Genomic DNA, 24,173 nt, shown 5'->3' with positions numbered 1-24,173 from the left:
CCTGATTTATTCACCGTATGCGGCGGCGTCTACTAACAAGCAAGCGTTATCCCGCACTACCTGCACAATTGGTAAAAGCTTGCTATTACGCCACTGCACCAGCACTTCAATCTTACCCGCACCTGTCACCAGTACCAATTGCTGCCGACACGCCTGTAACGCCGCCACGCTCAAACTGACTCGCTCCGGCGGCGGCTTCGGTGCATCAAACACAGTCTGCGTTAAGACAGCAGGGTCATCCACAAACCCCGGAAACAAACTTGCCGTATGCCCATCTTCTCCCATCCCCAACAGCACCACATCAAACGGCAACTTGTTGCTAATGGTTTGCGCATACGCCGCTGCTGCGGCCTCTGCCCCCAACTCTGCCGGAATCGGAAACCGTCGTTGTGTCGGCAAGCTCATCCGCGAATTGCGTTCCAGATGCTCAACAGGCAAGCAACGCTCATCCCCCCAAAAGATTTCCCACTTATCCCAATCCTGCGCCGTCTTTGCCAGCAAGTCATACGCCCGTTGCGGCGTACCACCTCCGGCTAATACCAAACGAAACACCCCACGTTCCCGAATGGCATCCTGTGCCGCAGCGGTAAGTAGCTCACAGGCACGTTGTGCCACCGCCTCGGCATCCGGCAAAACCTGAGTGTTACGCGGCAACATTACTCGCCCCCATTGCAGGACAACGTGTGTCGCCATGCCCGATCCGAACGACCGAAAATCTTTTCCGCCGCTTTAGGTCCCCAACCGCCCGCTGGGTATTGCAAGGGTAATTGCTCATCTTGCGCCCAACGTTGCATCACCGGATCAACCACCACCCACGCCGCTTTCACCTCGTCATAACGCAAGAACAGTGACCGATCACCTTTGATCACATCCAGCAACAACTCCTCGTAAGCTTCTGCCTTGCGCTCACCCGGCGTACTCACCGAAGCATCCATCACAATCTGCCGGGTACGCATTTCCAAGCCCGGTACTTTGGCAGAAATCTCCATACGTACTGCATCTTCTGGCTGAATCCCAATCAACAACCAGTTAGGATGCGGCTGATAAATCCCACTGCCCTGAAATAACTGCATCGGTGGCTGTTTGAAGCGCACCGCCACCAACGAACGCCGTTCTTGCAAACGCTTACCAGTACGCAAATAAAACGGCACATCCTTCCAGCGCCAGTTGTCGATGTAGAGCTTCATGGCGGCATAAGATTCGGTATGGCTACCGGCTGCCACACCCTCCTCCTGCAAATAACCCAGCACAGGCTGCCCTTTCACCTCACCGGCGGCATATTGCCCACGGATGGCATACGTCTCAAGCTGTTCCAAATCCACCGGGCGAATCGACTGCAAGACTTTAACCTTTTCATTACGCAACGCCTCCGCTTCCAACGATACCGGCGGTTCCATTGCCAGCAAGGCCATGACTTGCAACAAATGGCTTTGAATCATGTCGCGCACCGCACCACCACTATGGTCGTAATAGTTGGCACGCCCTTCCACACCCACGGTTTCTGCATGGGTAATTTGGATGTGGTCGATGTGATGACGGTTCCACAAAGGTTCTAAAATCAAGTTGGCAAACCGCAGTACCAACAAGTTTTGCACCGCCTCTTTGCCCACGTAATGGTCGATACGGTAAATCTGTTCTTCTTTCAGATGCTCACTGAGGCTATGTTGTAAAGTACGTGCGGATTCAAGATCGTGACCGAACGGCTTTTCGATCACCATGCGCCGAAAACCTTGCGATTCTTCCAACAATTGCGCCGCCGCTAAACCTTCGGTGACTTCCACGTACAAATCCGGGCTAATCGAAAGGTAGAAAATCACATTGTTGGCACATTCGCCGTCATTCCCAATCCACTCGCCTAAGGATTGGTAGAAGGCGGCATCTTTCAAACTGCCTGCCAAATAATCCAAACGTTGCACAAAATTGTCCAGTGCGACCGTTTCCACCTCATCTCTGGCAAGCAACTGCTGACGCACTTCTGCCCGCCATGTCTCAGAGGTAAAGGGAGTACGCCCGCAACCGAGAATTTCCACATCATCTGCCAGATAACCCGCACAATGCAGTTGGTACAACGCAGGCAACAGTTTCGTAACCGCCAAATTGCCCGTCGCACCAAAAATGACGTAGGCATGAGAAATCCCCACACAACCACAACTCATGGCAGTTGCTCCTCGGCACCATCAGCGCTCCAATGCGTGTGAAAATGCAACGCTGGATCACGGTCTACCCGTTGGTAGCCATGCGCCCCGAAGAAATCCCGTTGCGCTTGCAAAATATTCGCCGAACCATCCGCACACCGATAGCCATCATAAAATGACAAAGCCGATGACAATGCCGGAACAGGTACACCTTGCATCACCGCAAGCGCAACGGCCTTACGCCATCCGTTATCAGCTTGCTTGAGTTCCACCGCAAAAAACGGGTCTTGCAACAAGCTTTGCGGTACGGGTTCACGGGCAAAGCTGGCTTTAATATCCCCCAGAAAACGGCTGCGAATAATGCAACCCGCACGCCACAGCAAAGCAATATCACCATAAGGTAAGTTCCAGCCGTATTGCGCCGCTGCCGTTTGCATCAGCATGAAACCTTGTGCATACGACACCAACTTGGCGGCATATAACGCATCGTGAATAGCATCGAGAAATGCCTGACGCTGCTCAGGAGGAACAGGTGCTTGCAAACCACCTAAGATTTGCGCGGCAGCAACCCGCTCATCCTTACGCGCCGACAACATTCGCGCATGGACAGCCTCAGAAATCAGGGTAAGAGGCACGGCGTGTTCCAATGCATCTTGCGCTGTCCACAACCCTGTGCCTTTTTGCCCCGCACGGTCGAGGATTTTCGTCACCAATGGACTACCATCGGTGTCTTTTTGGCGCAAAATCTGGCTGGTAATATCAATCAAATAAGATTCGAGCTTGCCTTGATTCCACGCGGCAAACGTATCCGCCATGGTATCGAAATCCATCCCCAGTGCGTGTTGCATCAAGTGGCACACTTCGGCAATCAGTTGCATATCACCGTATTCAATACCATTATGCACCATCTTGACGTAATGCCCGGAACCGCCTTCGCCCAGCCATTGGCAACAGGCTTCACCGTCAACTTTTGCCGCGACTGCCTGGAACATCTCGCGAATATCCGCCCATGCCTCGATAGCACCACCCGGCATTAACGATGGGCCATGCCGTGCGCCCTCTTCCCCACCGGATACACCCATACCGACGAAACGGATACCCTTTGCGGTGAGTTCCTGCCAACGGCGCGTGGTGTCTTTGTAGTTGGAATTACCGCCGTCGATGATAATATCGTTGGGGTCAAGTAAAGGCAGTAATTGTTCGACCACCGCATCCACCGCACGTCCGGCCGTTACCATCAGCATAATGATACGCGGGGTAGCGAGTTGGCCGACGAATTCGGGTAACGTTTGTGCCGCTTGAATCACGCGACCTTGCGCGTGCTTATCCATGAATTGTTGCGTGAGGGCGTAGGTGCGATTGTATACGCTAAGCGAATAACCGTTGTCACTCAGGTTCAATGCCAGATTAGAACCCATAACGCCTAAACCAATGAGACCCATATTGCTAGTATTCATGCCTACCTCGTTGTGATGTTAATGTATGGCGAGTAGTCAGGTTAAGGATAGCAGAGGGGAAGCCTTCTGGGTTAACTCATCGACATCTAAGGCTTGCATTTCAACCAGACTGGGCAGGTCATCCAGTGATTTAAGGTTGAAATAATCCAAGAAATGACGGGTAGTTCCCAACATTTCCGGCCTGCCAGGTACTTCTTTATGACCAATAACTTTCACCCAATCACGTTCCAATAAGGTCTTGATCACATTCGTATTGACCGCCACCCCCCGAACTTCTTCAATTTCTGCACGCGTAATGGGCTGACGCCAGGCAATCAATGCTAGGGTTTCAAGAAAGGCCCGCGAGTATTTTTGCGGACGTTCCTCATCATGGCGTTGCACCCACGGTTGGAACTGGGCACGGGTTTGCAGCCGAAAACCACTGGCAGTTTCTTTCAACTCAAAACTCTGCTCAGCACTGGCTGTTTGTAATGCCTCCAATGCCTGCCGGATAGCACCACGCGAGATACCCTCCTCTGGCAGGAAATAGCTCTCCAATTGCTCTAATGACAACGGTTTAGCCGCTGTCAGCAAAATAGCTTGCAGGATAGTTGCTAATTCCATTTAATCCTCCAGCGAAGCAACAGCGGCACGAATATACAATGGCGCATAAGCTTCATCTCCCTGCGTCACATCAATCAAGTGTGCCTTAAGCAACTCTAATACCGCCATTAAGGTCACGACTACCCCACGTCGCCCCTCCGCCAACCGGAACAAGTTCTCAAAGGGTACAAACTGCTGAAGCTGCACCGTAGACAACACCATGGTCATACGTTCACGAATCGACAAATGTTCGCGCCGGATTTCATGATGGCTAAACATATCCGCACGTTTCAATACACCTTGAAAAGCTAGCAATAACTCACGCAAACCAACCTCTGGTAGTGGACGTGGTGCTTTAGGGAAATCAGCAGCCGTTTGCACTAAGCAATGATCACGCTCCAAACGTGGCAAAGCATCCAAATCCGCCGCTGCCTGTTTGCATTGCTCATATTCCTGCAACTGACGCATTAATTGTGCACGCGGATCGTCCTCTTCCTCCACTTCGGTGTGACGTGGCAACAACAATCGTGACTTAATTTCCGCCAGCATGGCTGCCATCAGCAAATACTCTGCCGCAAGATCCAGTTTGAACTCTTTCATCAACTCGACATACGCCACGTATTGCTCAGTAATATGTGCAATCGGAATATCACAGACATCAAAATGCTGCCGCCGGATCAAATACAGCAACAAATCCAAAGGCCCTTCAAAAGCCTCTAAAAAGACTTCCAAGGCATCAGGGGGGATGTATAAATCCTCTGGCATCGTGATGACTTGCTCACCACGCACCACCGCCAGAGGCATTTCTTTTTGAATCACATGCATCAGAGATGGTGGGTGAAACTCATCGCTTCCATCACATCCGCAAGGGTTTCGCGGGCAACTTGGCGTGCTGCTTCTGAGCCTTCACGTAAAATGTCACGCACGCGCCCACGGTCTTGTTCAAACTCAGCCGCTCGTCGCTGGATGGGAACCAACTCCGCTTGTACCGCAGCAATCACCGGCTGTTTACACTCGATACAACCAATACCAGCACTGCGACAGCCTTCTTGAACCCATTGTTTAGTCGTCTCGTCGGAATAAACTTCATGGAACTGCCATACCGGACATTTCGCCGGATCACCGGGATCGGTACGACGACCACGGGCGGGATCAGTCGGCATCGTGCGAATTTTCTTTTCTACACTATCAGGGGATTCACGCAGTGAAATTGTATTGTTGTACGACTTTGACATTTTCTGACCATCCAACCCCGGCATTTTAGAGGCTTTGGTCAAGGCCGCTTGCGGCTCTGGCAAAATGATCTTGCCCGAACCTTCCAAATAGCCAAACAAACGCTCCCGATCACCCAATGACAAGTTTTGTTGGGATTCCAGCAACGCACGCCCCACATTTAAGGCTTCAGCATCACCTCGTTCTTGGTATTGACGACGCAAATCACGGTACATTTTCGCCTGTTTCTTGCCCATTTTATTGGCAGCTTGCTCCGCTTTCTGCTCGAAATCTGGCTCACGCCCATACAAATGGTTAAAACGCCGTGCTACTTCACGGGTCAATTCAATGTGGGCAACCTGATCCTCACCAACCGGTACACGATCCGCTTTGTAGATCAGGATGTCAGCCGATTGCAGCAAGGGGTAGCCTAGAAAACCATAGGTTGCCAGATCCCGTTCCTTGAGCTTTTCTTGCTGATCTTTATACGTCGGCACACGCTCTAACCAGCCAAGCGGGGTAATCATTGACAGCAATAGGTGCAATTCAGCGTGTTCCGGCACATGGGATTGTGTGAAAATCGTGGCAGAACTGGGGCTAATTCCCGCTGCCAGCCAATCAATCGCCATGTCCTCCACGTGCTGAGAAATCCCACCCGGAGTTTCATAATGTGTGGTCAAGGCGTGCCAATCCGCCACAAAAAAGAAACACTCGTAATTGAGCTGCATCTCCACCCAGTTTTTCAAGACACCGTGATAATGCCCCAGATGTAACAAGCCTGTCGGGCGCATCCCAGAAACGACACGCTGATTTTGCGAAGGTGTAGTACTCACATCAAACCTTTGTTGATCAAATAATAGAGGTAAGCAGATTGTAAAGTGTACCAATAATAGGACCAATAATTTGATCCAATACACCTAGCAATAGCAAAACGATCAGAATAGGAAAACCGTAAGGCTCAATCTTATCCAAGACATCCGCCATATTTCGCGGCACTAAGCCTGCTAACACCCGCCCACCATCTAACGGGGGAATGGGTAATAAATTTAGTACCAATAACACCAGGTTGAACACCAAACCAATTTGCGCCATGGTAATAAACCCGTCAGCAATATTAGCATCGGGTATTAAGCTCGCAAACACTGGCATCATGAGTACCCAAAACACGGCCATCAGCAAATTCGCAGAAGGCCCTGCAACCGCTACAATCGCCATGTCACGACGCGGCTGCTGTAAACTTCGTGCAGGGTAATGGCGAACAATACCGGAATTGCCCCCGCCACAATCAGGCGAATAACATAACCTAAATCCATTCCTTCCATGCTTAGTGCTCCACCAACCAGTCAACATTGCCTTTACCCTCACGCAGTATGACAGGCCGGGCTTCCATCAAATCCACTACCGTAGTGGGTTCATGCCCACAAAAACCGCCGTCAATAATCAAATCCACTTGATGCTCCAAAGACAAACGAATCTGGTAAGGATCAACCATCGGCAAATCATCCCCCGGTAAAATCAGGGTACTCGACATTAATGGCTCATTCAGTTCCTGTAACAAGGTTTGCGTGACAATATGATCCGGTATGCGCACCCCTATCGTCTTACGCTTAGGATTTTGCAAACGGCGCGGTACTTCGCGAGTCGCCTGTAAAATGAAAGTGTACGGCCCCGGTGTCAACGATTTGATCAAGCGATAATTCATATTATCCACTTGACCATACAAGGAAATTTCCGACAAATCGCGGCAAATCAAGGTGAAATTATGTTTATTGTCGACGCGGCGGATACGTTGAATACGTTCCATTGCCGCCTTGTCACCCAAATGGCAACCAATGGCATAACTGGAATCTGTTGGAAACACCACCACACCGCCATCACGGATGATAGTCACTGCCTGACGAATCAAGCGTATCTGAGGGTTTTCTGGGTGAATTTGAAAATACTGACTCATTGTACAATTATCGTTTAGAATGTTTAACTTTAACCGATTATACCAATACCTATGAAGTTCCTGTTTGACTTTTTCCCGGTGGCGCTATTCTTTCTGGTGTACAAGTTCTTCGGCGAGCTGCCGCCAGCGTGGATTGCTGCCGCTAATCAGTTGCCACTCATGGCGATCAACCAAAGCGAACCGAAAGATGCCATCTTAATGGCCACACTGGTTATCATTTTAGCGACTATTCTACAAAATGCCCTGTATTTTGCGATGCACCGTCGCTTTGAACGGATGCACCTGATCACCTTAGCCATCCTCATCGTCTTTGGTACACTCACCCTCTTCCTGAAAGACCCTATTTTTATCAAGTGGAAAGTCAGCATTATCAACTGGGGCTTTGCCTTAGCTTTCTTGATCAGTCAATACGTTGGAGCACGTAAAACGCTGACAGAACGCATGATGTCAAGCGCTTTGCAAGTACCACCCAAGATTTGGCAAACCACTAATCTCATGTGGGTAGGCTTTTTTGTATTCATTGGCGTACTGAATTTAATCGTAGCCTATGCTTTCAGCGAAGAAATTTGGGTAGACTTCAAACTGTTTGGCGTACTCGGTTTAACCTTTGCCTTTATCATTGCACAAGTGTTCTACCTGCAAAAACACGCGATTGAAACCGCTGAAAACACCCCCTAAATAGTTACCAAATGTTAAGGACACCCTTGCTATGTTATATGTCATTATTGGCGAAGATGTTGAAAACAGTCTGGCACAACGGCTGGCAGCACGCCCGGCACATCTGGAGCGCCTTCATGCCTTGCGTGATGCAGGTCATTTGCTATTAGCTGGCCCTAATCCTGCGATTGACAGTAATGATCCGGGCGAAGCGGGCTTCAGCGGCAGCGTCATTATTGCTGAATTTGACTCACTAGAAGCAGCACAATGTTGGGCAGATGCTGACCCTTACCGGGCAGCCGGTGTTTACCAACGTGTCACTGTGAAACCCTTCAAAAAAGTTTTACCTTAAACAACGACGATAGAGGACAACACTCACCATGCGTTTTAACACTAATAAAATGATTGCAACCGGGCTGGTTGGCTTAACACTGATGGCGACAAACCTGTATGCGGATGACCAAAAAGTCGTCGCAACGGTCAATGGCACTGACATCACCCAAGAAACGCTGGATACCGTAGTCGGCATGGTCGGTGGAATGCCAGGGGCGCAAGTTGACACCAAAGCCATTATCGACGACTTAATTATCACCGAATTAGCCCGTCAAGAAGCCAATAAAGCCGGGCTGGCTGAACGTCAGGAAATCAAGGACAAGATCAAGGATGCGACTGACCGTCTGGTACTCAACACCTGGACACAGGAAAAAGCAGCTTCCTTCAAGCCTAGCGACGATGAGCTGAAAAAAGCGTATGAAGAACGTACAAGCGGTGAAAAGCTGGAATACAAAGCCCGCCATATCCTGATGAAAACCAAAGAAGAAGCGCAAAGCATTATCAAGGAACTGGAAAACAAGGTTGATTTTGCAGACTTAGCCAAAAAATCATCTGATGGTCCTTCAGCCAACCAAGGTGGCGACTTAGGTTGGTTCAAACCCAGCACCATGGTTAAACCCTTTGCCGATGCTGTTGCTAAAATGGAACCCGGTACGATTACTAAAGAACCTGTACAAACTGAATTCGGCTGGCATGTCATTAAACTGGAAGAGCGTCGTGACGTAAAACCACCGGAATTCGACACCCTGAAACCACAACTGGAACGTGAATACCAGCAGAAAAAGATGCTGGCCTATATGGATGAGCTGAAAGCCAAAGCAGACATCAAGGTAATGCTACCGGAAACTAAACCCGCAGCAGATGCACCTAAAGCAGAAGACAAACCGACTGAAGCTAAGCCAGAAGAAAAGAAATAAGCAGAAAACTCCTCCTAACCTCCCCTTATCAGGGGAGGAACAAGAGAATACGCCATACCAATTAAAGGAGTCGTCATGAAAACAGAATGGAAAACTTTTCTTATTGATCACGGCGCAGAATTCAGCGGTGACTCACTCGTGTCTTTTGGCAACCCCGAACGTGAACGCCGTATCCCACCTCAAGGCGCTATTCTATGTGATTTATCGCATTTTGGCCTGATCAGTGTCAGCGGTGAAGATGCTACTACCTTCCTACAAGGTCAGTTAACTAACGACATTAAGCAAGTCACCGATACACAGTCCCAACTGAGTGCTTATTGCACCCCGAAAGGTCGCGCACTGGCGACATTTTTCATTACCAAACGCCAAGGGGTTTACTACCTCAGTGTGTCACGGGATCTGCTGGAACCCATCCTCAAACGTTTACGCATGTATGTCATGCGCTCCAAAGTTGCACTGGAAGATGCCAGTGCCAGCTTAGTACATTTCGGTTTCGCCGCACCGGATGGTGATGTACGCCTACAAGAAATTCTCGGCAAAGCACCAGCCAATGCTTATGATACTTTGCAGATCAATGGCTTAACCATTATGCGCCAACCTGCACCGATTCCTCGCTTCAAAATCTTGGGCGAATTGGACGATACCAAAAAACTGTGGGAACGCCTTAACGTCAACGCTGCCTGTGTCGGACGCAGCAGTTGGGAATATTTTAACGTCATGTCGGGCGTACCGATGGTCACGCAAGCCAGCTCAGAAGCGTGGGTTCCACAAATGCTGAATATGCATTTAATTAATGGTGTTAGCTTTACTAAAGGCTGCTTCCCCGGTCAGGAAATCGTTGCCCGCTTGAAATATCTGGGAAAAAGTAAACGCCAGATGTACCGCATTGGTATTCCGCATTGTGTAAATATCCCAAAGACTGGCAAAAATTTTTCCAGCGATACCGACCCAGAAGCAGGTACTATCCTGAATGCCACGCTGAATCCCGATGGTTATGTGGAGGCATTAGCGGTGATGAAAATTGCAGAAGCACACAAACCCTTACACTTAGGCGAATACGCTATTCAGATGCTGGAATTGCCTTATGCATTGGAAACCGAGTAATACGCAATTTCTTTACAATGGCTGTACTGCCACCTGAGGTTCAGGTTCTACCGGTGGCTCAAAGGTGGGCTGGCTTTGCCCCAGCTCCACACCAACATCCACCAGATCTTTCGTCACATCACTACCACTCACACCTGCCAACGCACCAATCAGACGCGCACGGGTATAGTGTTTCACTTTGCCCTCCAGACTTTCGCACAGACTATTCGCCAGCAAAAAGCGTTGGGTCACTTCAAGTCGCCCTTGAAATAACGTGAGTTGCGACAAGGTTTTGCCGTATAAGAAAAAGTTAACCCCAGCAATGAACTGCACCATTGCACCACCAATCACACTGATCACCGCCACTTCCATGCTTTGGCTCAACATAAAACCAATCGCCGCAAGGAAAAACAACAGCCCCACGACACTGGCAATTAATGCCCAGCGAAAACTGCGCCCCGCCTGTGACAAGGATAAATCGTAAAAACGTGACAGCAATTCAATCTGTGAAGCAGCAATCTCTTTCACATCACCACTGGCTGCTTCTGTCAAACGTTTTAAAGCAGGTTCTGCTGCGCCGGAAATAGCTTCCTGGCGGACATTGAGCAACCCACCCAACATGCCGTCTCGATGATTAGGGTTCATTTTGTTACTGCCTACAGGTTATGATGCTTTGATTATAGCCTAGAGGAAACCAAGCATCCGTGAAACCTCTATTATCCATCCAAAACTTGCAGGTACGTTTCAATACCCCCGAAAACGTAGTAGAAGCTGTGTGTGGTGTAGATTTGCACTTGGCTGCCGGAGAAACACTCGCAGTCGTCGGCGAATCCGGTGCAGGTAAAAGCCAATTATTCCATGCAGTTATGGGCTTATTGCCGCGTAATGCACAAGCCAGCGGGCACGTACAATTTGCAGGCACAGAATTATTAAATCAACCGCCACGCTTGCTGAACCAATACCGGGGTAAACGCATGGCGATGATTTTCCAAGACCCGATGACCGCACTCAACCCCTTGCTAACCATTGGGCGACAACTCACCGAAGTGCTCGAAGTGCACCAAGGCATGGCAGCCAAAGCTGCACGCCAACAAGCGCTTACCCTGCTGGAACAAGTACGGATTCCTGATGCCAGCCGCCGTTTGCAAAGTTACCCTTACGAACTGTCTGGCGGAATGCGTCAACGGGTGATGATTGCCATGGCCTTGCTGTGTGAACCAGAATTACTCATTGCGGACGAACCAACCACCGCATTGGATGTGACCGTACAATCTGAAATTTTAGCATTACTACGTGACATCCGGGCGGTGCGAAACATGGCAATTATCTTGATTACCCATGACCTGCCACTTGCGGGTGGCCTGTGTGACCGGATAGCAGTCATGCGTCATGGTCAAATCCTGGAAATTGACACCGTAAACAAGCTATTCCAACAACCGCAACACGTTTATACCCGCGAATTACTCCTCGCATCCCGACACTGAACATTTCTTTATTCTGGTAGTCTGAGAGACTAGACTAGGATCAGGGGTAAAAAGGGGAATGATTATGCAAACCAAACCGTACAACATAGCCGCTGGGTTGCTGCTTATTGCCAGCCTGTCACCCGTCAGTGGCTGTGCTGCTGAGACCGCCTTGGCTGTTGCACCGCCTGTCAACGCTGCTAATGGATTCACTTCTTTATGGCAACCGGGCTGGCAATGCGGCCAGGCAAATCAGGTCAGCCGCGCTTTTATAGATTCACTTATAAAAAATAAGGCACTGCATGGCTATGCTTTAAACGGTGTATCCCTGCCACTGTTATTAGGGCAAAACCCAGCAGAATCAGGGGCTATTTTATTTGCGAAATCCCAAAACACATGGCGTGCTTACCCGATTGCGGATGGAAGTGCCGTACTGTCGGCCTATAGCACACCAGCTTTTAATCGCTTGATGCTGTTTGCCACTTGGGGGCGTGAAGGACTGGGCAATGATTACATGCTTCTGTATGGCAAAAATCAATTGAGTGAGTTTGGTTGTACCGCTGTGCATTTCCCCGCTGAGTTAAACCGCCCCGACTGGAATAACCGTTACCCCGGCCTGCATGATTTCAATATGGATACGCAAGGGCGTGGCTCACTTATTACCGCCGCCTATGTGCCTGCCGGTAACGGTGAGAAGAAGCAGTGGTATCAATACACCAGCAATGACTGGGGCAGAAACTGGAGCGAAGCACGGAAGATACCCGCGATGCCAGCCAAACTTGATGGCATTTTCCAACCCATCAGTGAGATTCCACCACCGGCATGGCTGCTGAAAAGCTTACTGGCAAGTACACCATAACCACAATTTGCTAGAATGCGCTTTTTTACGGCGACGTTCATTATGCTGCTGGATTTTAGTGTTTCCCAAACCTTGCTTGTGTGCCTGCTCTTTGTGTGGGCAGGTTTTGTACGTACCGGTTTAGGGTTTGGCGGAGCCGCTTTGGGGTTGCCGCTGATGTTATTTATTAACCCGGATCCCTTGTTGTGGCTACCGATCATTGGCACGCATCTGTTGTTCTTTTCCGGCCTCACCCTGAGCCAACGTCTGCATAATGTGGATTGGGCTTACCTACGGCAATCGTCACTCTACATCATCCCGCCAGCGATCATCGGGGTTTTCGGTTTGGTCAGTCTGCCTACCTTGTGGCTGAATGTGTTTATTTATTCAGTCAGCTTGCTCTATGGCTTTATCTGGATGTTGAACCGCACGATTGAAAGTCATCAGGATTGGGGAGACAAACTCCTATTGATACTGGGGGGGTATGTGGCAGGCACATCATTGACAGGCGCACCGTTGATGGTCGCGGTCTACATGCGCCATGTTGCCAAAGAACAGTTACGTGATACCTTGTTTGTGCTGTGGTTTGTGCTGGTCAGCATTAAAATGAGCACTTTTCTTGCTTTATCCGTCGACATGAACGTGATGGCGGCCCTGCTATTAATTCCGGTCGCTGCCATTGGGCATGTATTGGGTTTGAAAGCCCATAACGCTATTACCCAGAATGACGCGCTGTTCAAACGTTGGATTGGAGGGGGCTTAGTCATCGTCAGTGCATTAGGGTTATTAAATCTGTAAAACCCCGTTCAGGCCATTAACCCATGCCGTGCAAACACCGTCAACAAATGTTTGACGTTGGTGCTAATCTCTTTTTCTAAGCCCTTCCCACTGGTTTGTGCTTGTTTACCACCGGGAATTTGCAATGTGCCTGCTTCCACTTCCTCACACAAGCGGCTGATGAGTTCCGGCACTGTGTGCGTACCATCCAGCACTTGCAGCAAGCGCCTGGAAAACGCATCAAGGCTCAATGCCTGATGGCGGATGCTGGCAACACTTTGCCAACCTTCTGCCGCCTGTACTCGCGCCAACGCACTGGCTTGTGGGTACTCCGACCATTCGGGTTTGAGTAAACAGGGGGATAAATGACCGTATACTGCCCGGTAACTGTACAAACTGAACCATTCACTCACCAATTCACTGCGGGCATTGGCAAATTGCTTACCACCCGCTTGGCGAACCCGTTCTGCTGCATTGGCGTACAGCTCATCGAAATCTGGGGTATAAGGATGCACTGCCTGCAAATACAGCAAAGCGGCTTTACTAAGCGGATGCGTGACATTCAGCTCGGTATTATCCGGGGTCAAAAAAACCACAGGTTTGGTATTGCTGAGATTTTCCTTACCCTTAAGACGTAAGTTAGCGCTATAGAAGAAGGTGGTGAACACATCCACATCCACTACACGCTCCAATGGCACATCAGCGCGGCAGAGGATACTTTTGCGGAAGGCTCGCATTCGCACAAAATCCATCCACTGCTCATGTTGCAACGGGTCGTCAATGTCGCTCAACGCAGCTTGCGCAGGCATACTTAAGGTAGTGTCAAACAAGGTATGCAGATCCGTTTCACACACGTATTGCAATTCATGCCGTTCCGCATCTGCCAAGAACTCACTGAATAGAAAAGCATTATTTTCACCCGCTAAATACTCATGCAGTAAATAACTGGGGTGTGAATCAAGCAAATAGGCAATTTCTTTTTGCACATAACGCTGGCTGTCAGCTTCTGCACCTTGTAAAGCGTGTTGCAAGCGGCGCAAGGCTGAAATGGCTGCATGATATTTGGCGTCTGCCCCTGAAACTTCACGGGTAGCGTGCAACAATAAATCACGCAAACTGCCCCGCATTCGCCAACCGGGCAGCAAATTGTAACTAATGTAAGCCAGACCATGTGGCGACAAACAGTCCCGCACCAATGCTAAGATTTTTTCACGTACTGCGGAAGGAACCCACGAATACACCCCGTGAGCAATAATGTAATCAAACTGCCCCAGTACTGCGGGGTTAAGTTCTAAAATATCGCCCACATCCAAGCGAATATTCTGTAGATTCAATTGGCCGACAATACGTTGTCCAATCGCTACTTGTGCTGAGGAGAGTTCCACCCCCACAAATTCGCTGTGTGGCAAATGCCAAGCCATCGGAATCAAGTTACCACCTGTTGCCGAACCCAGTTCCAATACGCGACACTGTTGGGGAGAGACAGTGGAAATCCCAAACAATCGCCCTAACGCCGCAAGATTACCGGGGTGTGTTTCGGGAAAGGGATTGGTTTCGTAAGCAAGTTCGTCGTAAAAATCGACCATAACGGCAGGCTTCCCAAACTAAGTCAGTGGATAGGCAATGCTACCACCATCCTGAACTCCAGACGGGCATTGCCCGCATCTTTTAGCCAGAAATTTTGCACAGCCAATTGATGGGTTGCGGTTTGGATGAATTGCATCGTGTAAACATCATCGACAACAATACCCTCAAATAACAGCGGGGTTGCTGCTGCCTGCCACACCACTTCATTACTTTGCACATTTAGGATGTAAGCAGCGCCTTCATTACCGTTCAAACGCTTTTGTGCGATTAACGCGTTTAACTGCTGTTGCACCACGGGGTCATCAATGGCACTGAAGCGCCCATCGGTACGGTATTCCACACTACCCAGCAAGTCATACAGCAACTCGCCCTGCACTTCAGCATTAGCCGCCAGCTTATAGGGAAACACCAACAGGGTTGCTGCTAAAAAAGTCAACGCCAACCCTGTCAAGGCAATCCCTAAAGCAAAATGACGGGCTGTGCGATGCTGTACCGCAAACCATCGTTGCATAGTATTCCTACCTATCTAACACTCGAATACTGAGATTATAGACCAGAATAAGAAAAATGAATTGAAACTGAATTAAAGATAGCAATAAAGTTCAAATTTTCTGATAAGCGGCTTCCAAATAATGATATACGGTAAACAAGCCCATCGCCTCTCCTCCTATCGGACGACCGGCTCGTTCACGAGTATTCCAAGCCATCACATCAAAATGTACCCAAGGTATCGTTTCCGGCACAAACTCGTTGAGGAATAACGCAGCAGTTATTGCCCCGCCATAACTACCGCCACTGTTAGTAAAATCAGCGCAGCCACTTTTCAATTGGTCAAAATACGGGTGATGCAAAGGTAAGTTCCAGATCAATTCGTCAGCTTCGGTTGCTACAGCTTGCAGCTTTGCCGTCAGTGCTGCGTTATTACTGAAAAATACCGGGATTTCTGTTCCTAAAGCGACACGTGCTGCCCCCGTCAGAGTGGCAAAATCAAGCAGCAAGGCAGGCTTATGACTCACCGCATCCGCCAAGGCATCACACAACACCAAACGCCCTTCCGCATCGGTATTATCCACTTCCACCGACTTGCCCGCACGGGTCGCAAGAATATCACCAGGGCGGAAAGCATCCCCACCAATCGCATTATCCACCGCCGGAATCAGCACCCGCAGGTGGACTGGCAATTGCAATTGCATAATCAATTGCGCCAGCCCTAACACATGAGCTGCACCACCCATGTCTTTTTTCATCAGGCGCATGTACTGCGAAGGTTTAATATCCAAGCCACCCGTATCGAAACATACCCCCTTCCCTACCAGCGTCACTGCTGGATGCTCAGGGTTTCCCCATTGCAGCTTCAACAAACGGGGCGCATGAGCGCTGGCACGCCCAACCGCGTGGATCGCCGGATAATTCTGCGTCAGCAAATCATCCCCGACAACTTCGCTAAAATCAGCCTCAAACCTATGCGCCAATTGCTGCACGGCTGAGGCTAAATGCTGTGGCATCATGTGATTAGCAGGTTGATTCACCAAGTCACGCACCAGTGCTACCGCTTGAACAAACGCCTTAGCTCGCTCTTGCTGACTCTCGACGACTAATACAGGGCGAGCTCTGTTATCCGGCTTGGTGTAATGCTCAAAGCGGTAATAACCCAAACCCCAGCCGATGCTGGCTTGCAAGCTCTCTTCTGCCAACCAATCGCACACCAGATGGTAATGTCCGCCTGGCAATTTGTTCGGCAATGCCGCCAGCGCCCAACGTACCCCAGCATCAGTGCTATAACCCACCAACACTTTGCTGATGCCCCCCTGACCGTCTGGCACTAAACAAAGCTGCCCAGAACTAGCCTTAAAATCGTGCAATTTTGCCCATTGCCGTTCAGCCTCAGGCAGAGAGGCGCTAAACGCCTCCCACGCTGCTGGCAACAACGGATGAATCGCCACCGAATGCGCCGGTTTTTCGTGTGTAAACATCGTCTTCCCCCTGTAATCTTAACGCTTACAACCATCCCACCAGCACGGTGTGCTGCGGATAAAGTCCAGCAATGCTTGATACTTTGGCGCTTGGCTGGTCGGTTGCGTGATGTATTCCTTCGTACCCCACGGGCCGTGCTTGGTGAACGTGCGCGGCGCGGTGTAATGCATAAACAAGGTACCACCCTCGGCTTTCCATGCATTCAACAAGCGGTCGTAAACACCGCGCATCCGAGGGTCACGATTCGCCGCAAACAACACCGGATTAGGGAACTCATCATCGCTTTTGGTTTTGAAATCCGCCAGCCCTTGACCCGCTTCATACGCCACCAAGCGCAAACCGTATTTATCGGCAATCGCTTTTTGCATCCGCACATAACCCATTTCTTTGTCGAGTGAATGGCGATAAATCGGGTTATTAATCAAGTCAAAGGCTTCATCAACCGTTCTGACATTACGAATTTCCGCATGACCGCCGAACACATACGGGCCAATCGCGAAGGCATCCGCGTGTTTATAAGCGTCTTGGTGGCTCAACACGGTTTCGGTCAACTTATCATTCACCGTCCAGCCCGCCAAAATACGTACCAAACGCTCAGAGCCACCGTACACGCTTTCCCAAATCTTGAAAATCTCTACGGAACGTTGCGAATAATAACGGTGTCCGGCACGCTGCGCGTTGGAATCCAGCCCTAAACGCATCCCCTTATCAATCATGTAATTAGCTTGAGTGAAAATCGTATTCCACGCCTCGTTACTGTATTCGATATGCGGCTTGAGGTTACTGTTCAAATGCTGTTTCACATAAGACGCAAATTCACGCACATAATTATCGTCTGCCTCGTGCGGCAGCGTAAACCACGGGTCAGCATTCAAACGGTTGGCGAGTTCCACCTGAATTTCCAGCGGTGCGCCGCGTGTGGCTTCTTTGCCACCCCAAGTTGCCTTGCTTAATTGATTGCGATCTGACCAAGCGCGTTCATCACTGCGGGTCACGCCACTCATGTTCATAAAGCGAATTGAGCGAAAATCTTTCATGAATGCCATGAAATCAGGGTTGAAAATAATGCTACCGGAATGTTCCACAAACGACTTGAAATCCCCACACGCAGCGGCAGACGCCACGCGCTGGAACGGATTACTCGCGCAAATCCCACCCGGTGGCAGAATGCGGATATTGCGCACATAGTTCTGTGGATTACTGCGGGTAATCAACAACGACGCATTCAAGATGCCATCATCACCGGCTGCAAGCGTAATGCTGTCATAACCCGGTTTACGTTCGAGCAGGGTGGCATCATTCAGGTACTGAATTTCGCCTTCGCCGTCATACAGCACGGTATACGTGCCTTCAGGAATAACCGCAGCGGGTAAATTGGAGAGGAAACGTGTACCCGCTTGCCCGCCATTTAAATTGGCAGGCCAACCATTGGTGTCATAAACCACATTGCCTTTGGTCAACCAAGGGCTGGCTTCCTGAAAGGGCATCGCTGCCCGCATCAGGTCGATGAAAGGCATACTCGCATCGCTTTCCAAAATCTCGTTAGTATTCATGCCCAAGGGGGAGGCTGAATTATTCGTGGAAAATGCACCTTTCGCCGCAGACAAGGAGGTAGAACCCGTTGTCGTCGCTTTGCCGCCGGTAGTCGTACCGCAGCCCGTTACACCCAGTGACAACACGCCACCCATAATCACCAATCGGGTCAGTTTCGCCAGCATATTTAAGTCCTTTTCGTCGATTATCGCTTGTGATTTACCGTTTGCAACGAAGTCTAGCACGGGGTTTGCACTCGATGCGACGAATATGCTTTGCCTGCATGATGCACACCCATTACAATTGCGCCCTCATTATAGCCTTAACCTTTTATTGGAGTATTCCGCATGGCGATCGAACAAACCATTTCCATTATCAAACCTGACGCAGTGGCTAAAAACGTGATCGGTCAGATCTACAGCCGTTTTGAAAACGCTGGTCTGAAAATCGTTGCCGCTAAAATGGTTCACCTGAGCCAAGAACGCGCTGAAGGTTTCTACGCGGTACACAAAGAGCGCCCTTTCTTCGGTGATCTGGTCGCGTTCATGACCTCTGGCCCTGTCATGGTGCAAGTGCTGGAAGGTGAAAATGCCGTTGCTAAAAACCGTGAACTGATGGGTGCTACTAACCCTAAGAATGCAGACGCTGGTACAATTCGTGCAGACTTCGCTGATTCCATTGACGAAAATGCCGTTCACGGTTCTGACAGTCTGGAAAATGCTGCAATCGAAATCGCCTACTTCTTCGGTGAAGAAGGTCTGTGTCCGCGCACCCGTTAATATAGCGCTCATTTAAGGTAAACGTCATCTGTGTCTGACACTGTTAAGAAAGTTAATCTGCTGGATTTTAGCCATGAAGGGCTGAAAACGTATTTCACTTCCATCGGTGAAAAGCCGTTTCGTGCCACCCAAATCATCAAGTGGCTGCACCAGCTTAATGTCGACAGTGTTGACCAGATGACCAATATCAGCAAACCGCTGCGCCAATTTTTAACGGATAATGCCGTGATTCGCGCCCCGGAAATCGTGATGGATCAGCAATCTGCTGATGGTACGCACAAGTGGTTGCTGCGGCTGGACGATGGCAATGCCATTGAAACCGTATTCATCCCCGAAGACGACCGGGGGACGCTGTGCGTTTCCTCGCAAGTCGGTTGTGCGCTGGATTGCACCTTCTGCTCCACTGCCCGCCAAGGTTTCAACCGCAATTTAACGACGGCGGAAATCATTGGGCAATTATGGGTCGCCAAACGCACCTTGCAAGCTGACCCCAAAGGTGCTCGCGTCGTCAGCAATGTGGTGATGATGGGCATGGGCGAACCTTTGCTGAATTTCGATAACGTCATCAATGCCTTACGCTTGATGATGGATGATAATGCTTACGGTCTGAGCAAACGCCGCGTCACCCTCAGCACCTCTGGCGTATTACCTGCATTGGATCGTTTAGCCGATACGCTGGATGTTTCACTCGCCGTTTCCTTGCACGCACCGAATGACGAATTGCGTGACCAACTGGTTCCCTTGAACCGCAAATACCCAATCAAGGACTTGCTCGCCATGTGCCGCCAGTTCTTGGAGAAAAAGACCACCGAACGCAATCACATTACGTGGGAATACGTGATGCTGGATGGCATCAATGATAGCGATGCCAATGCCCACGAACTCGCCAAAATACTGAAAGGCATTCCCTCGAAAATCAACCTGATTCCGTTCAACCCGTTTCCCGAAACGCGCTATAAACGTTCTAGTAACAATCGCATACACCGTTTCCGTGATATTCTGACCGAAGCAGGTTATACTGTCATCACCAGAAAAACACGGGGCGAGGATATTGATGCTGCTTGCGGGCAACTTGCAGGTCAGGTCAATGACAAAAGTCGCCGAGAGATACATTTCGCACGCATCGAACGGTTATAAAACAGCAATGAAAATAATAAAATACGCATTGTTTACAATGTTAGTTAGCAGCATGGGTGGCTGCTCCAATACAATTTCCAGCACTGATGACAAAACAGGCAGTTATTACACCCAATTAGGCATCGGTTACTTGCAGAAAGGGCGTTTGGATTTAGCTAGCATTAATCTGGAAAAAGCCTTGGCGCAAGATTCACGCTCCGCACCGGCACACCATTATTATGCCTTGCTTCAAGAGCGCTTGAAGGATGATGCTAAGGCGAATAAGCACTTTCGCAGAGCACTCAGCCTTACGCCCAAAGACCCTGACTTACTGAATAACTACGGCTCACACCTGTGTCGCACGCAACAGTATGCCGCCGCCGAAACGGCTTTTCTCAAAGCACTTAGTGACCCGCTCTATAAAACGCCGGAATTTGCCTACACCAATGCAGGCATTTGCACCAAAAAAGCGGGCAATGTGGCAGCAGCAGAAACGTATTTCCGCCAAGCACTGGAAAAAAACGACCGTTTCTCGGAAGCGCTTTACCAGATGGCCAGATTGCACCATGAAAAAGGTGAGCCAGCCAAGGCAGAAGCATTTATTTACCGCTATAATGAAGTGGCACCGGCAACCCCGGACAGTTTGCTGCTGTGTTACCAAGTACAAACACGCTTGAATGAAACGGATAAAGCGGATGCCTGTGCCAGCACCTTGCGGGAAAAATTTCCTGATAGCAGCGCTGCCAGCCAAATTGATTGATTAAACTGGAGGACACGTGACAGAGACAGCCCACTCAGTCGAAGAAAGGACATCTGCTGCGGTGCAACCCGGCGACCTGACCGCCCTGCTCGTGGCTTGCCGCGAAAAAGCGGGACTTGACATCGAACAAGCAGCGGAAGAACTGCACCTGTCCACTCATATTATTAAAGCACTGGAACGGGAAGATTTCGCTCACCTGCCCGAACCGCCTTACGTTCGGGGCTATTTGCGCGGCTATTCCAAACTGGCAGACATTGACGCTAAAGAGCTGATTCGCACTTATGAAGCCCTGCGCGGTGCAAAGCCCGATGAAATTGCCCATCACTTTGCTCCCGCTAGACCGCTCAACAAAGTGGCACAGCCCATGATGTCAACCTCTACCCTGAAATTCATCGGGTTTGGGGCGTTAGTATTATTATTGGGATTATTTTCCATGATTCCGGGGGTGCGTGACTGGGCAAATCATACTTGGTCATCGTTTTCTGCACAAACCAATCCACCCGATACCCAACAACGCCCGCCATCTGCCATGGAAGCTTACGTCGCGCAAAAAGAAGCCATGGAACGTGAAAAAGCCGCTACCGAACAACAAGCTCAGCAAGCAGCAACACCCAGCGTTCCCACACCAGCGCCAGCACCTATTCCTGAAGTGGTAGCAACCGCGCCAACCGAGGCTAAAGCGGCTGAAACAACCGCCGTAACGCCTGCTCCTGCAACCACGCCTGCAACAACAGCACCCAACGCAGCGGAAACACCCGTCACACCACCGGCAACAACCCCGACCGATACCGCTGCAACGCCAACCGATGCCACCACGCCGCCCATTGCCGGTGAAGTCAGCATCAAAATGGAATTCGCCGAAGAAGTCTGGATGCAAATCAAAGGTGATGATAAAAAGACCTTGTTCGAGTCCCTCAACACGGCTGGCAACATTAAAGAATTCAAAGCCACACCACCGCTGAATGTCAAAATCGGTAATGCACCGGGCGTTAAGATTTTCGTCAATGGTCAACCCTTCGATTTGACCACACACACCAAAGGCAGCGTTGCCCGTTTCCGAGTCGAGTAAGCATGAGCAAAAATATCCAATCTATCCGGGGAATGAATGACATTCTGCCGGATGCTACCCCCGCATGGCAGTACCTTGAAAACACCGCCCGCACCTTGCTCAACCGTTATGGTTACAGCGAAATCCGTATGCCCATCGTCGAGCAAACCGACCTGTTTTCACGCGCTGTGGGCGAAGTAACCGATATTGTCGAAAAAGAAATGTACACCTTTAACGACCGTAACGATGACAGCCTGAGTTTACGCCCGGAAGGTACCGCAGGTTGTATTCGCGCAGGCATTCAACACGGCCTGTTGCATAATCAGCAACAACGCCTATGGTATATCGGCCCCATGTTCCGCCACGAACGCCCACAAAAAGGCCGCTACCGCCAGTTTCATCAAATTGGCGTGGAAGCTTTCGGGATGCCGGGGCCAGACATCGACGCCGAACTGATTGCCATGACCGCACGATTGTGGAAAACCCTTGGTGTGCGTAATCTGCGGCTGGAATTGAACACACTAGGTACGCAAGAATGCCGTCATGCCTACCGTGAATTACTGGTGGAGTACTTTACCGCCCATCAGGATAAACTGGACGAAGATTCCAAACGCCGCCTATATACCAACCCTTTGCGCATTCTGGATACCAAAAATCCTGACTTGAAAGACATCGTAGCCGCCGCGCCCAGCCTGCACGACCATCTGGATGAGGTTTCCCGTGAACACTTTGCCACCCTGAAATCACTATTGGATAGCATGGGCATAGCCTACGAAGTCAACCCCCGTTTGGTACGTGGGTTGGATTACTACACCCACATGGTTTTTGAATGGGTCACCGATGATCTCGGCGCACAAAGTACCGTTTGTGCAGGCGGGCGTTACGATGGGCTAGTCGAACAACTTGGCGGCAAACCCACTCCCGGCGTTGGCTTCGGCATGGGGCTAGAACGCCTGATCTTATTGCTGGAAACACAAGGTATTGAACTACCAATCACTGCACCCGATGTTTACCTGATAATGGCAGGTAAAACCGCGATTCAAACAGGTTTAGGGCTGGCGGAGACTTTGCGAGATGCTTTACCAAACTTACGCCTGATCAGTAATGGTGGTGAAGGCAGTTTCAAAACACAAATGAAGCGTGCTGACAAATCCAATGCCCGTTTTGCACTGATTCTGGGTGAAAATGAGGTGGAACGCGGTGAAATCGGTCTCAAACCCTTGCGTGCCGAGGGTGAGCAGATTAACCTCCCCATCAGTCAAATGGCACAACAACTCGCTGTTTTTCTCGAAAACACACAACAACACTAATCTTAATGACACATAACTCAGGGGCAAACTGATGTCTGATTACAAAACCGATGATGAAAAAGTCGAAGAACTCAAAGCATGGTGGAAAGAAAATGGCACATCTGTCATTGCAGGAATTGCCCTAGCCATTGGCGGTCTGTTTGGTTGGCAGTATTGGAAAGACTACCAAGCCACCACTGCGGCTGAAGCATCAGCATTGTACGCAAAAGCCGAAAAAGCCAGTGAAACCTCGTTAGAGCAAGCACAAACCGATATTCAAACTTTGCAAAGCAGTTACGCATCCACGCCGTATGCCGCGATTGCCAGCATGAAAGCAGCACAACAATACGCTGAAAAAGGTGAATACAAACCGGCAGCCACCGCATTACGCTGGGTCGTCGACAACAGCAAAGAAGCTGATTTCAAACACCTTGCCAACATTCGTCTTGCCCGTGTGCTACTTTCCATGAAAAAAGTGGACGAAGCACAAACACTGATTAACCAGACCTACCCTGAGGCTTATCAGGCATTGATCGAAGAGCTAAAAGGCGACATTTACGTTGCCCAAAACAAACTTGCTGAAGCACGTGCCGCTTATGACAAAGCGATGCTGAGTGCCGCTGGCAGTTCTGGCGAAATCATCAAGCTGAAACGTGACAACCTCGGCGAGGGAACGTAAAAA

Annotated in this window: 26 protein-coding genes; 13 read left to right on the top strand and 13 right to left on the bottom strand. The window is 49.9% G+C overall.

The features are described 5' to 3' along the window. Window positions 1–6: 6 nt before the first annotated feature. From pgl to QJT81_08355, 8 genes are all read right to left on the bottom strand, one after another. On the bottom strand, window positions 7–693 hold the full coding sequence (gene pgl / locus QJT81_08390; protein WGZ95985.1) for a 6-phosphogluconolactonase: 687 nt from the start codon (window positions 691–693) through the stop codon (window positions 7–9). Then, window positions 657–2,156: a glucose-6-phosphate dehydrogenase gene (gene zwf / locus QJT81_08385; protein ID WGZ95984.1), complete on the bottom strand. Its 1,500-nt coding sequence runs from the start codon at window positions 2,154–2,156 to the stop codon at window positions 657–659. The genes pgl and zwf overlap by 37 nt, the downstream gene beginning before the upstream one ends. Next, window positions 2,153–3,592 carry a decarboxylating NADP(+)-dependent phosphogluconate dehydrogenase gene (gene gnd, locus QJT81_08380; GenBank protein WGZ95983.1) on the bottom strand — a complete coding sequence of 480 codons (1,440 nt, stop codon included), beginning with the start codon at window positions 3,590–3,592 and terminating at the stop codon, window positions 2,153–2,155. The genes zwf and gnd overlap by 4 nt, the downstream gene beginning before the upstream one ends. A gap of 36 nt (window positions 3,593–3,628) precedes the next feature. Beyond that, complete coding sequence (gene scpB, locus QJT81_08375) at window positions 3,629–4,195, bottom strand: SMC-Scp complex subunit ScpB (GenBank protein ID WGZ95982.1); 567 nt, start codon at window positions 4,193–4,195, stop codon at window positions 3,629–3,631. Then, a complete protein-coding gene (locus tag QJT81_08370; GenBank protein WGZ95981.1) occupies window positions 4,196–4,999 on the bottom strand; it encodes a ScpA family protein in 804 nt (267 codons plus the stop codon). Continuing rightward, complete coding sequence (locus QJT81_08365) at window positions 4,999–6,177, bottom strand: tryptophan--tRNA ligase (GenBank protein WGZ96462.1); 1,179 nt, start codon at window positions 6,175–6,177, stop codon at window positions 4,999–5,001. Before QJT81_08365 ends, QJT81_08370 begins: the two co-directional genes overlap by 1 nt. A gap of 58 nt (window positions 6,178–6,235) precedes the next feature. Continuing rightward, window positions 6,236–6,601 carry a site-2 protease family protein gene (locus QJT81_08360; GenBank protein ID WGZ95980.1) on the bottom strand — a complete coding sequence of 122 codons (366 nt, stop codon included), beginning with the start codon at window positions 6,599–6,601 and terminating at the stop codon, window positions 6,236–6,238. Window positions 6,602–6,710: 109 nt separating this feature from the next. Beyond that, window positions 6,711–7,337, bottom strand: a complete 627-nt coding sequence (locus QJT81_08355) for an L-threonylcarbamoyladenylate synthase (GenBank protein WGZ95979.1) — start codon at window positions 7,335–7,337, stop codon at window positions 6,711–6,713. A 51-nt stretch (window positions 7,338–7,388) separates the two neighbouring features. On the opposite strand from QJT81_08355, the gene QJT81_08350 reads away from it, so the two are divergent. From QJT81_08350 to QJT81_08335, 4 genes are all read left to right on the top strand, one after another. Beyond that, the gene (locus QJT81_08350) at window positions 7,389–8,015 is read left to right on the top strand and encodes a septation protein A (GenBank protein ID WGZ95978.1); all 627 of its coding nucleotides are present in this window, start codon (window positions 7,389–7,391) and stop codon (window positions 8,013–8,015) included. Between the two features lie 31 nt (window positions 8,016–8,046). After that, entirely contained in the window at window positions 8,047–8,346 is a 300-nt protein-coding gene (locus tag QJT81_08345; protein ID WGZ95977.1) for a YciI family protein, read from the top strand. Between the two features lie 28 nt (window positions 8,347–8,374). Beyond that, a complete protein-coding gene (locus QJT81_08340) occupies window positions 8,375–9,244 on the top strand; it encodes a peptidylprolyl isomerase (protein WGZ95976.1) in 870 nt (289 codons plus the stop codon). A gap of 75 nt (window positions 9,245–9,319) precedes the next feature. Further along, window positions 9,320–10,348: a folate-binding protein gene (locus tag QJT81_08335; protein ID WGZ95975.1), complete on the top strand. Its 1,029-nt coding sequence runs from the start codon at window positions 9,320–9,322 to the stop codon at window positions 10,346–10,348. A 12-nt stretch (window positions 10,349–10,360) separates the two neighbouring features. On the opposite strand, the gene QJT81_08330 is transcribed toward QJT81_08335, so the two are convergent. After that, on the bottom strand, window positions 10,361–10,972 hold the full coding sequence (locus QJT81_08330) for a hypothetical protein (protein ID WGZ95974.1): 612 nt from the start codon (window positions 10,970–10,972) through the stop codon (window positions 10,361–10,363). Between the two features lie 59 nt (window positions 10,973–11,031). Between QJT81_08330 and QJT81_08325 the strand changes: the two genes are divergently transcribed. The 3 genes from QJT81_08325 to QJT81_08315 all read left to right on the top strand — a co-directional run bounded on the left by QJT81_08325 (window position 11,032) and on the right by QJT81_08315 (window position 13,426). Further along, on the top strand, window positions 11,032–11,811 hold the full coding sequence (locus QJT81_08325; protein ID WGZ95973.1) for an ABC transporter ATP-binding protein: 780 nt from the start codon (window positions 11,032–11,034) through the stop codon (window positions 11,809–11,811). Window positions 11,812–11,875: 64 nt separating this feature from the next. Continuing rightward, a complete protein-coding gene (locus QJT81_08320) occupies window positions 11,876–12,649 on the top strand; it encodes a hypothetical protein (protein WGZ95972.1) in 774 nt (257 codons plus the stop codon). A 42-nt stretch (window positions 12,650–12,691) separates the two neighbouring features. Further along, a complete protein-coding gene (locus tag QJT81_08315) occupies window positions 12,692–13,426 on the top strand; it encodes a TSUP family transporter (protein WGZ95971.1) in 735 nt (244 codons plus the stop codon). An 8-nt stretch (window positions 13,427–13,434) separates the two neighbouring features. Here QJT81_08315 and QJT81_08310 read toward each other — a convergent pair whose 3' ends face one another. The 4 genes from QJT81_08310 to QJT81_08295 all read right to left on the bottom strand — a co-directional run bounded on the left by QJT81_08310 (window position 13,435) and on the right by QJT81_08295 (window position 18,744). Further along, window positions 13,435–14,991 (bottom strand): class I SAM-dependent methyltransferase, encoded by a 1,557-nt coding sequence (locus QJT81_08310; protein WGZ95970.1) that lies wholly within the window; start codon window positions 14,989–14,991, stop codon window positions 13,435–13,437. A 23-nt stretch (window positions 14,992–15,014) separates the two neighbouring features. Then, window positions 15,015–15,503 (bottom strand): hypothetical protein, encoded by a 489-nt coding sequence (locus tag QJT81_08305; GenBank protein ID WGZ95969.1) that lies wholly within the window; start codon window positions 15,501–15,503, stop codon window positions 15,015–15,017. A gap of 91 nt (window positions 15,504–15,594) precedes the next feature. Next, window positions 15,595–16,965: a leucyl aminopeptidase family protein gene (locus QJT81_08300; GenBank protein WGZ95968.1), complete on the bottom strand. Its 1,371-nt coding sequence runs from the start codon at window positions 16,963–16,965 to the stop codon at window positions 15,595–15,597. Window positions 16,966–16,983: 18 nt separating this feature from the next. Then, a complete protein-coding gene (locus QJT81_08295) occupies window positions 16,984–18,744 on the bottom strand; it encodes a hypothetical protein (GenBank protein WGZ95967.1) in 1,761 nt (586 codons plus the stop codon). 102 nt (window positions 18,745–18,846) lie between these two features. Here QJT81_08295 and ndk point away from each other — a divergent pair, with 102 nt between their 5' ends. Genes ndk through QJT81_08265 form a run of 6 tightly spaced genes read left to right on the top strand, consistent with a single transcriptional unit; the run spans window position 18,847 to window position 24,170 of the window. Continuing rightward, window positions 18,847–19,278 (top strand): nucleoside-diphosphate kinase, encoded by a 432-nt coding sequence (gene ndk, locus QJT81_08290; protein ID WGZ95966.1) that lies wholly within the window; start codon window positions 18,847–18,849, stop codon window positions 19,276–19,278. Window positions 19,279–19,308: 30 nt separating this feature from the next. Then, the gene (rlmN, locus tag QJT81_08285; GenBank protein WGZ95965.1) at window positions 19,309–20,415 is read left to right on the top strand and encodes a 23S rRNA (adenine(2503)-C(2))-methyltransferase RlmN; all 1,107 of its coding nucleotides are present in this window, start codon (window positions 19,309–19,311) and stop codon (window positions 20,413–20,415) included. A gap of 37 nt (window positions 20,416–20,452) precedes the next feature. Further along, window positions 20,453–21,154 (top strand): type IV pilus biogenesis/stability protein PilW, encoded by a 702-nt coding sequence (pilW, locus tag QJT81_08280; GenBank protein ID WGZ95964.1) that lies wholly within the window; start codon window positions 20,453–20,455, stop codon window positions 21,152–21,154. Between the two features lie 16 nt (window positions 21,155–21,170). Continuing rightward, entirely contained in the window at window positions 21,171–22,223 is a 1,053-nt protein-coding gene (locus tag QJT81_08275; protein ID WGZ95963.1) for a helix-turn-helix domain-containing protein, read from the top strand. Window positions 22,224–22,225: 2 nt separating this feature from the next. Next, window positions 22,226–23,512 carry a histidine--tRNA ligase gene (gene hisS / locus QJT81_08270; GenBank protein WGZ95962.1) on the top strand — a complete coding sequence of 429 codons (1,287 nt, stop codon included), beginning with the start codon at window positions 22,226–22,228 and terminating at the stop codon, window positions 23,510–23,512. Window positions 23,513–23,543: 31 nt separating this feature from the next. Further along, window positions 23,544–24,170: a tetratricopeptide repeat protein gene (locus QJT81_08265; GenBank protein WGZ95961.1), complete on the top strand. Its 627-nt coding sequence runs from the start codon at window positions 23,544–23,546 to the stop codon at window positions 24,168–24,170. The last annotated feature ends 3 nt before the right edge of the window (window positions 24,171–24,173 follow it).

Origin of the sequence: Candidatus Thiothrix putei, assembly GCA_029972225.1 — a bacterium.
Lineage (GTDB): Bacteria > Pseudomonadota > Gammaproteobacteria > Thiotrichales > Thiotrichaceae > Thiothrix > Thiothrix putei.
The sequence above is the reverse complement of the archived record's forward strand: the minus strand, read 5'-3'. Positions and strand labels throughout refer to the sequence as shown.